This is a genomic window from Citrobacter amalonaticus, assembly GCF_002918555.1.
Lineage (GTDB): Bacteria > Pseudomonadota > Gammaproteobacteria > Enterobacterales > Enterobacteriaceae > Citrobacter_C > Citrobacter_C amalonaticus_A.
Map to the genome: position 1 here is coordinate 1 of NZ_PQMB01000009.1, position 15,531 is coordinate 15,531.

Here is a 15,531-nt window from a genome sequence, read left to right on the forward strand (position 1 = left end):
GCACTGGCTGAATGGGCAGAGAAACATGCAGTAAAACTGGAATTTATCCAGCCAGGTAAGCCGACGCAGAACGCTTTCATTGAGCGCTTTAACCGGACATACCGTACAGAAATACTCGATTTTTATCTGTTCAGAACGCTGAATGAAGTGCGGGAAATCACGGAGAAATGGTTGTCAGAATATAACTGTGAACGCCCGCATGAATCACTGAACAATATGACACCGGAGGAATACCGACAGCCCCATTATTTGGCCGGGATCTCAAAAAATGCATGGAACTAAAACGGGTCTATTTACAGGAGCAGCCTAAAGTCTCAAAAATCTTGACATTACAGTACGATAAGAATCTTTATTTGCTTGAATATAATGAAGAAAACCGGCGTTATCAGGGGAAATACAACGAAGGCAGTCCCGAATCGGGACTGCCTGTTTCCGGTTAGTCAGACAGCGTGTCGCTCTCGTCTTCACTCACGTTTTTCCAACTGTTAAGAAAAACCCTCATGGGTTTATCTTTAACGCCCTCCGGAGCAGCCACTTTTGAGCAAAACTATTATCCAGGGTAAGGTTTTTATCTTAAAGGTTATATTTTTAAGACATAAAATTATAGTAGTTTAACTAAAAGCATTGACCCTTGTCAGACTTCTTTTAATCTTGACGCCTTCTGCTGGTTTGGTTGTTGTAAAGAGCCCCTCCTTGGCAAAGAATGATATTTTTCCGCTGCTTTTACCTTTAGTTAACTTTTCATTTTTTAGATTGATTGTTTCGTAATCTTTTTTTCCGTAAAATAATGTCTGACCAAGATATCCATATACACTGCCTTCTGCTCTTCCTTTTTGTAAATTCATTAATTCACGCTCTAATGAACCTGCAAGAGAATTTTTAAAGTCGCCTCTGCTTTCCAGAACTAAACTCAGTCTATCTTGGGGGGTTTTAACCTTTTTTCCGATGACAATACCATCACTTTTTCCTTCGGAACTATGGCAGGTACTGACTTTTATTATAGCTCCCTCAGGTAAGTTGAATTTATTCACCAACGTCCGAGCCACACTACTTGCACTGAAACTATAATCTTCTCCTTCTACAAAATCCGAATGGAAATTACTATCAGCAGGTAAACCATGTGCATTTATTATCAAATGATCATCACTGCCCATGCTGCTTAAATCATTTGTAGTGTTCTGCAATAACCTTTCCTTAATGTCTCTATGTTTCTTTAGAATATTACGTCCTTTTATTGTGTTAAAGAATTCATCTACACTTGACGAAAAGCTCATATAGGTAGAGATAGAAGGTTCATTGTCTGTTACTGTGATAAGATCACTTTTTCCTTTTTTTTCTCTGTAAATGTTAGCATTTACTAGCCTTGATATTCTATTCGGGTGATTGTGAGGGAAATAAACAAATCTTTTCCCTGATGCCAGACCAGAATTATCGAATAACGTAACAGGATTATTTTTCACCATGCTGAACAGATTAACCCCGTCCACAGTTCCAGCTGGGTCTGCACTTAGCCAGCGACCCGCCCACGGCTGGTAGTACCGGTAACCGTAATAATACAGCCCCGTCGCGTCACGCTCCTTGCCCGAGTAGCGGACGGTTTTGTAGTCCGCCTCCGCCGCGCTGCGTGCACCCCACACCGCCGTGCCGCCGTACGGATAGTATTCCTCCATGCTAATAACGTTACCAGCGCCGTCCAGCTCCAGCTGGCTGCTGCCCGTCAGGTTGTCGTAGCTGTAACGTACCTGGTCATTGCTGATATTTTCCGGTCTTCCGCTTTCCCAGTGCAATACCCGCACCTGTGCCCAGCCAGCTTCACCCACGGTAATCACCTGCAGGCTCTCCGTTTCCGTATTGCCGGTCTTTGTTGTACGCAGTTCCAGTCCCGGCAGATACAGCACCCGCTGCGTCTGCGTGCTGCTGCCTGTTTTCTGCACGCTGACCTTCAGGACGCGCTGACTATCTGCGTCATAGCGGTAGCTCTCCCTGTCATCTGTAATGCCATCTCGCACCACCGGTGTCACCTTCAGTAGCTCGTTGCGCGGGGTCCAGATCAGGTTCTGTCCCGGCTGCAGCTGTTTCTGCTGGCCGCCAGCTGTGAACAGCGCGTCCACGTCCGACTGATTTTCCGTAAGTGTGCTCAGTACGCCGCGGTTACTGCGGTCGCTGATGGTTATGTCAGTAGTATAATTATTGCCTGTGGCAGGTGAGCTGTGTCGTACCTGCATCAGGTTGCCGGCGCTGTCGTAAGTGTAAGTGCGGGTGTAGCTGGTATATGCAGTGCTGTCGGTGGGGAGAGGAACGGTGGTGGCCGGTAAGCTGCTGCCATGCTGACCGGCGTTTGCCATCTCGCGTCCGGTGGCGCTGAGCAGCTGGTACAGGCTGTCATAGATATATGTGTTTTCGGGCACCACTTTCTGGTTGCGCCAGAAGCGGGTCTCTTCTGCGTCATTGCTGATTTTCAGCACGTTGCCCACCGGGTCGTACTCATAGCGAAGGTCCTGCAGGACCTTTGCTCCGGAAGCGTGTCCGGCCAGGCGCTCCGTTTTAATCCCGACCAGACGCTGCGTCTCCGGCTCGTACGTGTATGTGGTCACCACACCGTTACCGTGCGCCTCACGCAGCTTTTGCCCGCCGGCCGAGTACGTTATGGAAGCCACGATAACCTGCTCCGTACCACCCTTCAGGGTCAGCCAGCTGCCCGACAGCTGTCCCGCCACGTCATACGCCACCCGCTGCTGGTTCCCTTTGGCATCGGTGGTGGACAGCACTGCCCCGGTGGCGTCGGTGGTGGACAGGGTGCTGTATGTTCCGGCGCTGAGCAGGTTATTCCAGGCGGACGCATTCTCACCCTGCCAGTCGGCCACGACATCAGGGTTGTCCGCGTCCTTCAGCAGACGGCGGGTGACGGACAGCGGGACGCCGGTCAGGGCCACACTGTCGGTCTGCACCAGCCCGGCAGTATCGTAATGGCTGATGCACTGGCCAACAAGGTTAAGCGCCTTCTCCTCTGCAGAGTTGCCAGCCCATACGAAACGCTCCGTTATACGGACATCTTTGCCGGCAACCTGTTCGGTCACGCTCACCGGACGGCCCGGCAGACTGGCGTCCTCATACTGCCAGGTTCGGGTTACCGCCTGGCTTCGGTACTCAGACCCGTCGTCGGTGGTGCTGATATTGCTGACCGCGATGAAGGGTCGGCCTGCGGCATCGTTCAGAGCCACAGTGATGCCGTTATCCACACCGTGCGAGCGCAGAACGTTGCCGGTCAGGTCCGTAATATACGTGAAGTTCGCTAGTCCGGCGTCGTGCAGGCGCTGGTCGGCGCTGCACGTCAGAAAACCGCTGGCATCATACCGGTGGCGGGTGATGAGCTCACTGGTAACGTCCGGGGTATCCGGATGGCGGTGGTACGCGATATCGCGCACGGTCAGACCGCGGTTGTCGAGGACCGCGACCGAAGGGGTCTGGCTGAACAGAGCTGTGCTCATGAGGGAATTATCTCCGTGCTTTATACAGTGAAAAGACCGGCAGCCTGGCTGCCGGTGCAGGTTTGTCGTTGCGATCAGCGTGTTTCTTCAGCGGTGTCGTTCTCGTCCTCGCTTACCACAAACCACGGGGTGTAAAGGTTGCGGCGAAGCCCGCCCTTCGCTGTCTGCACCTGATACTCGCGGCCGACCGGATCGTAAAAGTGGATGTCGGCATACAGATCCCGACGGGCGCAGTCGTCGCTGACGTATTTCCAGCTGTTCAGGAAATACGGTTGGTACGAGCGGACTGGCTGTCCTTTATTGTCGTACTCCGCCCGCCCGGTGACTGCCCAGCGCGATGTTGTGGTCACCGTGGCGGGAGTGCTGTCCGATCCGGCGACCAGGGAGCCATTATCAGCCCGCTGCCACGCCTCTCCGTCAGCCTGGCGGACTGCCGCCTGCAGTAACCGGCCAAAACCGTCGCTGAACGTCACCTGCTGCCGGATTTGCTGCGCACTGTCGCTGTCGTAGCGGTCCGTGATCAGCGTTATCACGTGCGGCGGCAGTTTTTCCGCGTTATCACGTGTCCAGCTGTCAGGCACATACACCAGACACTGTGCCAGAGGAAGCGGTGCAGCAAGCGCCAGCGCAGCGTCAGCATCTTCAGGAATGTCCACTGCTGCATCACTGTAGCCTGTTGCCACACCACGTTCCGTGCCGCTGAAGCGCAGTGAGGTGACCCGTCCCAGCGCATCCATTGTAACCGCCTGCACGTTACCGTTCGCATCGGTCACACTCTTCGGGGTCAGAAAACGCCAGTCATACTGCGCGGTGGTGGTTAGTCCGGCTGAATTTTCCAGCGTTGTTATCACGCTGTCATACGCATCGCGGGTAACCTGTACGGCTCCGGTGAGCAGGTTTTGCCGGAACGACACCGGGAGCCAGAAGTGCTCAGCCGTGGCATACGAGGCATATCCCTGCCGGACCGTCCACAGGGTACGGTCTGACTCGCCCGTCCGGGGGAAAAGGTATCCGGACTTACAGTATCCTGCGGACATCAGCACGTCTTCAGGAAGATTATCTGACAGCGCATTCCTGGTATCCTCATCAAGCACCGCGGTTTCGCTAAAGGCCTGCAGGGGCGGAAAAGCCGGTGCCCCTTCCGCCACGTCGCCCTGCGCGTCCAGATACCGGATTTGCTGCTGTCCGACGAAAGTAAATTCTTTCCCGTCCCCGACGGGACTGTCACTGCCCAGCAGGGATTCCAGCGTCAGGCCTCCGGCCGGTAAGTCACTTTCCGTAAGGGTAATGACATCGCTGCGTGAGGCATCGGCCAGCCCCGGCAGCCAGACGCCCGCAGCCATATCCTTCAGGGTATGCCATCGGGTCTGCTGTAGCGTCAGGCGCAGGCTCAACTGCTGTTCATCAAAGCTGGCAGCAAACAGTCCGTCAGGCAGCATGTCGGGGTAAGGGCTGGCGAACTGGCGGCGGCGTGGGTAGCTGATGCTTACCTGCCGCAATGGCTGGCCGTACTCATCACGGGACAACAGTACCTGTTGGCTGCACTGCGGATCACTGTTGACCCGTTCGTAAAGGTACGTCCGGTTTTCCACAACGGACGGCCAGACGACCGGATATGCGCCAGCCTCCACAACCAGCCGCACCTGTGGACGGTTTTCCGTGACGGTGTAAGGCACCCCTGCCTGGCTGCTTTCATCTGCACCATATAACTCAGTGCGCAGCAGCAGGCCTTTCAGTCCCCGGTTCAGCCAGAATGTGGTGGTGTCATCCGGGGTGCATACCTTCTCGTCATCACCACAGCCCGTGGTGAAGCGTGAGGAGAAGCCGGTAAAGGCGACTGTGTCCCCTGTCCAGTACCCGTCCGGCAGCAGCGCATCGACCGCTGGCACCCCTGTCGCGTACCAGCTGCGGCTGACTGCAGGAAAACAGATGTCCCCTGACGCCCCCTGACCGGCCACGGTTTCAGCGTCACTCACCTCCACTAAACCAAATCCGCGGAATTCCCGCTCCCGCCCATCCCAGGCGCCGTGCCGGTAGCATGTGGTACTGACCAGCCGGTTGCCCGTGATTTCATCCGTCACTTCCGTACGCGAAAGTATGTGCAGCGCAAACGGCAGCCAGCTGATCGGGACGGATTTACCTGCCGCCTCTGCTTCTGCCTTCTCATCCAGCCAGAACTGCGCTGAACTGCGGTAAGACAGAGCATAGTTTGCCCCCATGCCGTTGTTCATCCCGCTCAGCAGCCATGACTTATCCCTGGACAGGTGACAGACCCAGCTGCGCGGTACCGGATGCGGTACCGTCAGCACCAGGCTGGCCACGCCCAGCCCCTGAATATCCGCCAGCTGCAGGCTGCAGGTGTGGTCATAGCGCACGCCGTCCGGCAGGTTCACGCTGAACGGTTCGGCAAAACAATTACCGCTCTGGTTGATATACACCTCCAGCCGGTCACTCTGCGCATAAATCAGGTCAGTGGTGCCGGATCCATCAAGGTCTGCCAGATACAGCTGCTCAGGGTTAAACGTGGCGACCGGCTGGCTGAAACCCGGAAGGCTCACCGGCAGACCAAAGCGACCATGGCCCAGATTCGGCCAGTAGCGTACCCCTGTTGCCCGTACTTCCACCAGATGTTGCTGGCCACTACCGGCCATATCGCTGAAGGCGACCAAAATCCGTGCGTCCGTGCCCGGCACGGGGAGCGTAATGCCCGCCGACTGCAGGGTATTCTGCGCCTTCATCCAGCCATCACCGAGACCGGCGTAAAAGCGCACGCTTTTCGGTCCGATAAGCGTCAGGTCTGCCAGGCCTGAACCGGTGATATCGACCAGCAGCGCGCGCGGACTGGCGAATTCCACCGGCAGGGCGGAAAGCGGGGTGAAAGGGCGCAACCCCCGCCCCGGGGCGTGCTCATAACAGCCTGATGCGCCCGGCGCGGCGACTATCCACTCCAGATAACCATCGCCGTTCAGGTCGGCCAGAATACCGCCTTCCCTCAGGGCGGGAATGGAGGACAGGGGCGTCGCTTTTTTCCAGGTCACCGCATCGGGGGCATCCCCCGCCTGTCTTACCGGCGCCCGGTACCACCATGCACCACCGTCCTGATACAGGATACCGGCAATGCCATCCCCGTTAAGGTCAACCAGCTGGTACGGCTGAAGCAGGTTCATTTTTACCAGGTCATCCCTCTGCTGCCAGTCAGCGGCACTGGTTCTTGGTGGCGTGAAGTTCTGCCAGCCAAACGTCAGCGGTGGCAGGCTGCATACCTTACCATCCGGCTCATACGCCACCTGTTGCACCCTTTTCAGGGTGGTGACAGACGGCGTTTCGTTATATTCCAGCCGCAGACATGACACGAGTTGCGGAGAGTCATTCTCTCTTTCCTCTCCTGACAGTGCGGTGATACGGTGAAACATCAGTAACTGACGGCAGAGGCGCCGCGTGCGCACCTCAAATCCATACTCATAGCCGGAAAAGCAGTCCTGCCGGCATAACCAGCTCCCGCTGCCGGGTGTCAGCCATTGCGGTGCGCTGGCCACGACATTACCGCGCTCACCGTAATCCATCACCAGGATGAACAGCCAGTCCGTGTCTTCCGGCTCATCTGTAAGGCCGGGAAGCGTCCGGCTGGCTTTTTTGTTACCGTACCAGGCTGCTACGGGATAGCGTTGTGCTGTGGCATCCGGGTGAGCCGTTTTTTCTGTTGTGTCACAGTCTGTTTCATCCTCAGCACGATACTGCCAGTAAATCTGCTCGCCGGTCGGTGACACCGACGATTCAGTCAGCCAGACGGCCGTCTGTGACGCATCGGCTGGATTAACAATACGTGCCTGCGGGTTACGGCCCAGCAGCTGTACCTGACCATCCGACTCATATATCACCCAGAAGTCCGTCCCCGCCCCCCCTTCAGGCACCCAGTGTTCCGTCCGGCTGAAGGTGGTTTCCGTCCTTGAGCGGTAAGCGTTTACGGTAAAACGTTCTGTCAGATTCACACCCAGCAGCGTGGTGGCCATGCGGGTTTCCGGCTTGCCGCTGGCGGTCAGCACCGGAGCCAGCACCTCACCGTCCGGGCCGGTATATTCATCAGTGCCGTCATACGACGGTACGCCTCTGACCGTTCGCCGGCGAATGGCGGGCAGGTTCACCCCCCACCCCATTCCGAACGTCCCGTTGCCGCTGCGGCTGTGATAGCCAAGCGCCAGCGAGGGCGCATACCCTCTTCCAGTGCTGATCGGCAGCGGGATGCTCAGCGTAGCGGCTCCGTCCGGACCAGCGGCGGCAATATCGCCTTTCAGGCCGTTGATGGCCCCCCCGCCTGAGGGCAGTGAGGGAGGGGTCAGACGCAGCTGTTCTGTATTTTGCATATTAAAAATCTCCACACAGGCTCCCGCGCGAGAGCCTGGTATCAGTGATAATCAGCTGAGGGTATTGATAATGGTGTAGCGGATATGCAGGATGACGTCCGTCAGGCTCAGCAACAGGTCCTTCTGGCTGCTGTTTGCCTGAGGGAAACTCAGCGTCAGCGTACCGGAATCATCGACCGGTATTCCCTCAAACGGCAGCCAGCGGCTGTCATTGAAGTCCAGCTGGAACTGGCCGCTGTCGTTCATGCCGTGAGACACCGCCGTCGCCGTACAACCGCGGGGTAATGACACGCCGCCGCCGTAGCTGAGGACGGCCCGTACATCCTGATACGGCCCGACCAGCGCTGGCAGGGTGACGCTGATTTGCTTAATACGACGAATGTTACCCAGCGAAGACGGATAGTCATCACTAATTTTCAGGTCTTCAAGTTTCAGGGTAGCCTGAAGCTGTTTTTCTGTATCATCAAAGACAAGCCCGTTACTGTCCATACCGGCACTGCCCTTACCGTCGTTAACCAGTTTGACTATCTCGTCTGCCAGCCTAAAGGGGTCAGAGGAAAGTCCGGTGTAAACCTCCGACAGACAAACCGTACGTGTCACCTCTTTCTCTCGCTGGTCTTTCTCCAGATAATTTTGTTCCATCTGCGCCAGGTTCAGCATCAGTGTTTCGCCCGCCATCAGGCCGGCATAGGTACCCTGCCAGGTTCCGGGACGGATGAATGAAACCTCATTGCCCTGCGCCCACTGGTACGCTTTCTGCGCCATCAGGCAACGGGAGACGGTCAGGTCATAGAACTGGTAATAGATAGCTGTCAGTTTTCCGCGCAGCCAGTTGTACAGCGCCTTGCTGGTGAACTTGTTCTGCAGGAAGGTCATCTGGGCCTGCGTCTGGGATTGTTGGGTCTCCAGGTAAGTTTTTTGCAATACCGCGCCCTGACGGCGCACCGCCAGCGCGTCAAGCTGAGCATTGATTTGATTGACATCCGACTGCGCCGCGTTGCGCTGGATTTCCCATTCCTGGCGGCGTCTGCGGTATATCTCAGACTGGCTGAGACGCTCAGCGGCGGTACGGGATACGCCTGCAGCAATCTCAATACCATTACCAATTGCGCGGGAAATGCTGCCATAGCGTGAGCCACCAAACGCAAAACCGTAGATATTGGGCGCTGTATCCAGTCCGGCCGCAACGGTATAAGCTATGGAGGCAGTGCTTGACAGTACTGAGGCAGCAAGCGCCAGGTCCATCGCCTGTTTTTCGCCGGTGTTAACATCCTCATCATACAGCGTGGTATAACTCTCAAGACGTGACTGCGCGCCGCTGAGGCTCGCTTCGAGTGCGACCCTGTCCGCATCAATCTCGCTGATAGTGCTGTTCTGCAGGGCAATACTCTGGCGTACCAGCTCGGAGCCCTGAGTCTGCAACAACTCTGACAGGGCCTCTGCATCCTGGCGTTCACTGATACTGAGCAGCGTGCTGCCGAACTGCGTCAGTTGCCCCACCATGTTTCGTGCGCTTTCCAGCATCACCGGGAAGCGATAGGTTGGCATGATGGCCGCTGGCAGGTCACTGCCGCCCTGAGAGCCGATAACTGCCGCGCTGAGCAGCGCCGCTGGGTCGGCCGGTGTGGCATACACGGACAGTGACAGCGGACTGCCGTCAATGGAGAGATTATGACGCAGGTTGTACAGGCGCTGCGCCAGCGTCTGCCAGTAGCCAGCCAGCTTCTCGTTCTGCTGCGGCAGGAACAGGCCAGTCAGGGAGTTGGCGGTACGCAGCTCTCCGGAGGCAATTTGCTGTCGCACCGCCAGAAGGGACTGGTGGGTCCGGGTCTGTGTGGTTTTGTCAGCAGCCCAGGTCAGACGCGGGGAGCTCCAGCCCGCACTTTCTGTCAGGTAAGGCTCATCACCCAGAGCGTCCAGCGCCTGAATGTACCACATCTTGGCTTCGTTCAGCGTGTCGCGCTCAAGCTGGCGATAGGCAGTGTCACCGCGGGCAATCAGCAGATCCAGATAAGACATGAAGGTGGCGACCTTGTAGTGCAGAGGGTCAGCCTGAGCGACTGCATCCGGGTCAACAGAATCCAGCGGGTCGTTATTCCAGGTGGTATCTTCCTCCAGCGGACGAACGTTCCACATCCAGGTGGCGGGCTGGCCATGCACCAGATAACCGTCCGGGCTCCAGATGTATTTAAGCCACTGTGAGGCCTCAGTAAATTTACTTTCACTCAGCAGGCGTCTGAAGACCATCATCGGTACATAGTAAAACATCTCCCAGAAATAGAGGGCATTGGCGCCATTAAAATCCATAGGCTCGCTGTTCATTACCCGGCTTGACAGACCCGGTGTACGATCTGAATTGTCTTTATCAGCGGTAAAAGCTTTATTTGGGTCACTATATTTAAAGGACTGCATTTTTTTATAAGTAGAGGTGTATTCTGCATGAGAATATTCAACGCCAATATAGAATGTACTTTTTTCATTACCAGTCTTATCCGGATTGTAGGGAACAAATACCCTGACCCTGGTAGACTCTTGTGAAGAGATAGTGCCAGATGCAAACTCCATTTTGCTGCGGGTCTTATCTTCAGTATCCCCGCCTACATCATTATCCCAGCCTACTAAATAAAGCCTGTAAGAACCATCACCATGCGTGTCCTTATTGTAACGTTCGAATGTCACCTCAACATAACTGCCATCGCCCAGTTTCGGTTCTTCCAGCAGCTGAGTCTCCATTGACAGCACGGCATTTAGGCCTTTATTTGCCCTGGCGACAAGCTGTTTTGCAAACAGTGTATTTACCCTGACACGATAAAAACCATACTGCAGGTATTGTGCGCCATCAGTGGTTTTATTCAGCGAGATAACCGGCATTGAGCTTTCATCTGTCCGGGTCAGGGTTAACGTGAATACCTCTTTCCCCAGAGAGCGACCGTCGCCGGCGGGGGCAGTGGCACTCATGACAAAGGTAAGCTCAGCGGTATTATTGTTGAACGCCGAGAAAGGGACTAAGACGGCTTTATTATTGAAATTAAATAACGATTCCACCAAAGAGTATTTTGAATAACCATCTGCGGTAAAGCTTCCATCTGCAATCCCACTAACAGAAAGTTTTACGTCCTCTTTGTTAATCTTTGTCTCTATTTTTCTAAAGTCGCCGAACATCAATTCGTTTGGCGTTGATGACTCTTTTCCTTGTGGTGACATAAAAGCGTAAATATAGTTTTTCGGAGTTATACCATAAAAAGTATTTGTCCATAGCTTATTGTTATTACTGGACATGATAAGATTATCAAGTCTGGCCTTTTCTGAGGTATTTAGATAGCTGTCTGAGGAATAACTAAACAAACGAATTCTGTCGGTGTATACAGGCGGAATGCTATCCAGAACCAAAACAGTGGGGAAATTATTATTTCTAAAGATATACTCAAAATCCCTGCCACTTCTGATAGCGACATCGCTTCGTTTTTTTGTCCCCGGCAGATAAAATGTATCACCTATTCTGCCTGTACTATGCATCATGTCAACCTGCGTACGGGAACGAGAGCCCGTGTAACCATTATAAATCACGCGGGCAACGGAATTAAATGTCAGCTCAACGCAGTCGTCCGACACGGTAGCAGAGGTGCCTTTTACGCTACCGGAAAACAACATGGTATAGTAGCCATCACCCCATTCGTAGCCAGTTCTTCTCGCATTTGATATGCCTACTTGTGTGTTTCCTCCGGTATAGGGCGTGTTCAGCCTGACTGCAGAGGTGGTGTCCAGCTGCAGATAAATATAGCCCGTCATTTTGGCGGCAGAGTCGGCCGGGATATTTTCAACCTTACCGTCCTGATACAGGCACAGCCCGGCGATGTTGACCGGTAACGCCGAATAACTGTCCGCTTTTTTATAGAAGTAGAAGTAGAGTTTTTCCTGCTCTGCATTCTTTGCACAGTACATACCAGTATCATCAATATTTACCCCACTGAGAGGTAAGATTCCGTCTTCAAGCGGAACGGATACAGGCGCGCTCCAGGTGCCATCATGCAGGATATGTGCATATTTCAGCAGATATTCAGTGATCTTATCTGTATCACTTCCGCCCGTAGCGGCTGTCTCCCGGCTTTCCACCCAGGCCAGATAAAGTCGCGACTGAAATATCACCGGACGTACCAGATTTTTCACGGGATTCAGGGCCGCGGTGACTTTTTTCCACTCACTCCAGGCGTTGGCGGGAAGTTTGCCGTCAGACATTTTTCCGATATCGGCCGAACGCCAGTAATAATCACCGATATCAGACTTCCCGACCAGCCAGGTCGTTCCGTACTGGTCGCTGGCGCCGTCATGATAGCCGCTGATGATATCCAGATTGGCGATTTCTTCAAAGCGAGTCATGTAGGTTTTAAATGCATTTTCTACGGTATTGCTGGTCAGCTGGCTCTGGCTGAGCGTCTGCAGCATCTCGTCCATCATGCCGGTCTGCCCGATACGCAGCGTCGGGTCAATGTAGTTTTCCGGGTAGTAAACCAGCTGGGATACACCCGCCCAGGTACTGTAGCGCTTGTTGTAGGTGTCCCAGTCGGTGCTGAAGAATTTTTTCGACTTAATTGCGTAATCCACACCTTCTTCCTGACCGCTCAGCGCCCGGTTGACGTACAGCTGCACGCTGGCGATGGCTTCCGCAATCCGGGTGGTTTTTATCTGCGCCGACACCTGGTTGTCAATCAGCAGCCAGCTGTACAGCTGGTCACGGTTGGTCACCCATGATGGTGCGATATTTTTGATAACGTACACACTGGCGGCCGCACCGAGCGCTTCGTCCAGCATGTGGCTCAGCCGTGCGGTTTGCTGCGGATTCAGTCCGGCCTGAAGGACGCTGCCGGCGGTAACCCAGTCAGCATACTTAGAATCTGGTCTGAGGTTCACCAGCATTGCCACATCTGCCGGTGTGATGCCGAAGATTGTCGCAACATCCAGCCACTGCAGCGCCCCCGTCAACCCTGGCCAGTTGTAAAAATAGGCATACGATGAGCACCGGGCCAGAGCTTGGGTGAGCGCCTGTTCATCCAGGCCGAGTACCTCTGCCACCGTTTTTACGGACAGGTTGTTTTTTTTGGACCCACTTTTGCCGCTGAGCGAAGTAAGAATTTCAGCGGCACGAGAGCCGCAACGTGATAGCAACGCGTGTAACTGTGTCAGTTTATTTAACGTGTCAATATCATGGTTGAGCACAGAAGCCTTTAAGGTGATAACTGCAGGATGTGTTACCACCCATGACAGCTCTGCCGAACTAAGGTGGGTATTGCGTGTAATCAGCGCCAGCTGTCCCATCACCTGGCAATATGAGACCAGCGCGGAAGTTTCATTGTTCGTCCGGTCATCACTGATTGCCAGCATCAGAAATTCAGATACCGTCAACCCCTGCGGCTTCAGCTGATTCATCCACTGAAGAATGGCTGCGGCCGTTTCGGCTGAGTCAAGCTGGGTGGAAGCGGCAATAAAAGGAGCAGATGTGCTTATCGCGATAGCTTCCTCTGCATTACTGAAGTCCTGACCGGCAAGGCCGTTTTTCAGCGTGGTAATCAGGTTTTCAATGTCCGGTGACAGCGTGGTACTGTATCGGTCCGTCAGCATAAGATACAGGTCGCTTACCGTCCAGTTCATCTCTTCCAGCCAGCGAGTGTACCGGTCAGTAAAGCCGACCAGTGTTGCCAGCTTCTCGCCAGACAGGCTGCCAATGGATGTTGAAGCATACGGTGAAACGGCCAGCAGTGCGGCCAGTTCCGTTACGCTCAGGTTGTGGACATCGGCCAACAGGCTGACACGGTACAGGGCAGACAAATTTTCAATTGTACATGTAAAATCCGGTGGAGTAGCGCTGCCCGACGCCAGCATCCAGAGCGTGTACAGCTCTGAATCATTAACACTTAAGGCGCGCTTTATTACACCTGTGCGGAAGGTATCGGAGGCCCCGGACGGCGCCAGCTTGATGGCGGTGCTGTCGGCAGAAAATTCGGTGTTGTTCAGCATAGGCGTGTTAAACAAACGGGTGTAGGCACTGCTTTGATTATCATGCGTCACCTGCCCGATAGCTGAGCCGGCGAGCACCAGTGCTGTGGACACATCGATACCGTAGTGCCGCATATAATGATTCACCCAGAACAGCTGGCTGAGAACATCAGACGTAATCTCAAGATTACTGTTGCTGCTCTCGATAATATTGCGGATATCAGACGGAGCCATACCAGTGGCCTTATAAAGGCGAATAAGCTTGTTTAGCTTCAGCAGGAATGTGCTGTAAGAAAAGTTATTTTTCTGGAAATGAACGGTTGCGTAGAAAAACCCCCCCCCAGTGCCCGCATTGGGACCGTATCGGGTTACGCCAATAACGATCCCTTCAGACAGTTCCGAACTGTCAAGCGTAATGTTAACAGTAGCAGGAATGTTATGGCCGGGGATGCGCCCATCCTTAAGCAGGTTAGAACTTCCAGAACCTGTGGTTCCAATGTTGATCGAACAATTATCACCTGCATTTCCACCAGTTACAGTAAACCGGAGCTGGTAATTATCACCTGACATCGGTATCAGTTCGATATAACCAAACTGGCCATAATTACTACCGGGCGTACGCATCATCAGTACAGCATTCAGGTGTCCCTCGGTCTCTACAAGTGAAAGAAGCTGGTCATCGTGGTAATACTGAACGCCATCGGTCATACTGTTCGTTGCCGTAACCAACCCCAACAGTGCGATCATTTCCTCATAGGTGAGGCCGTACCAGCTGGCGAGATAAGCGACATTCTGGAACGCCGCGGTATCGGTATCCCCAAAATTTTTCGTTATCAGGTCACCTGCATTGTCTTCAGAAATTTCCTCAGTCAGGATTTCCCGCAGTTCGGGGGAAATGTTCGCCTTAATACTTAGCAGTGATACGGTATCTATTACCCCTGCAACGGCGGGATTATTGAGAAACGCCGCAAACTCTGGATCCTGCAGAATGATGCTCTGGCGAACAGCCTCATAATGGTGATTGTATGGTGTGGCTCCGGTCTGTCTGTACGCGGCGAGCATCTCCATAACGCTGTCATAGTTTTTACCTTCCAGTGTCTGAATGCTATTCAACAGCAGCTCGTTCGACAGAGACAGGGTGGACAGCTCATCATCCATGTTGGTCTGGGACAGGGGCAGAGACGCCAGGTCCGGACGACGGGTCTCCAGGTGATATGGTGATGTATTTTCGTGCAGGTTCCTCGCCTCCCGGTACAGCTCGGTCAGATACGCTGCTGGTGAGAACATCGATGCCACAGAACCGGATTTTACGAAGTGCCTGGTGCGCTCAGGAAACAGTTCATCATAACCGCGCTGCATGGATGACTGGCGGATACCCAGCCGTACGGCATTCGCCAGCTGTGGGTTCGCCCGGGTCAGAATGCGGGACTCCGCCATTTTGTTTTCTTTCAGTTCTTTCTGTGCCTGCTGATAGAGAAAGTTCTTTTCTCCCCAGGAAAGCACATCACCGGCCAGCGCTTTTACTTCAGCAAACGAGCGGGCCATGATGTCCGCCAGGGTAATCTTTTCATTTGAGAAAGATTTCTCTAGGCTGTTTTTTGAACCACGGCTGGCGTTCAGTTTGTCAAGTATTTCATCTGTAAGATACATGGGGATCCTTATTAATTAATAACAGGAGACAAAAATGCGCA

The 15,531-nt window shown here is 54.0% G+C and carries 4 protein-coding genes; 1 reads left to right on the forward strand and 3 read right to left on the reverse strand.

The features are described from left to right. Positions 1-282 (forward strand): integrase core domain-containing protein (locus C3432_RS25440; protein ID WP_146050974.1); only part of this gene is annotated, 282 nt, incomplete at its 5' end. Between the two features lie 329 nt (positions 283-611). Here C3432_RS25440 and C3432_RS25445 read toward each other — a convergent pair. From C3432_RS25445 to C3432_RS25455, 3 genes are all read right to left on the reverse strand, one after another. Further along, entirely contained in the window at positions 612-3,488 is a 2,877-nt protein-coding gene (locus tag C3432_RS25445; RefSeq protein ID WP_258041660.1) for an RHS repeat-associated core domain-containing protein, read from the reverse strand. A gap of 74 nt (positions 3,489-3,562) precedes the next feature. After that, entirely contained in the window at positions 3,563-7,849 is a 4,287-nt protein-coding gene (locus C3432_RS25450; protein ID WP_103780157.1) for a SpvB/TcaC N-terminal domain-containing protein, read from the reverse strand. Positions 7,850-7,900: 51 nt separating this feature from the next. After that, entirely contained in the window at positions 7,901-15,490 is a 7,590-nt protein-coding gene (locus C3432_RS25455) for a Tc toxin subunit A-related protein (protein ID WP_103780159.1), read from the reverse strand. Positions 15,491-15,531 lie beyond the last annotated feature (41 nt).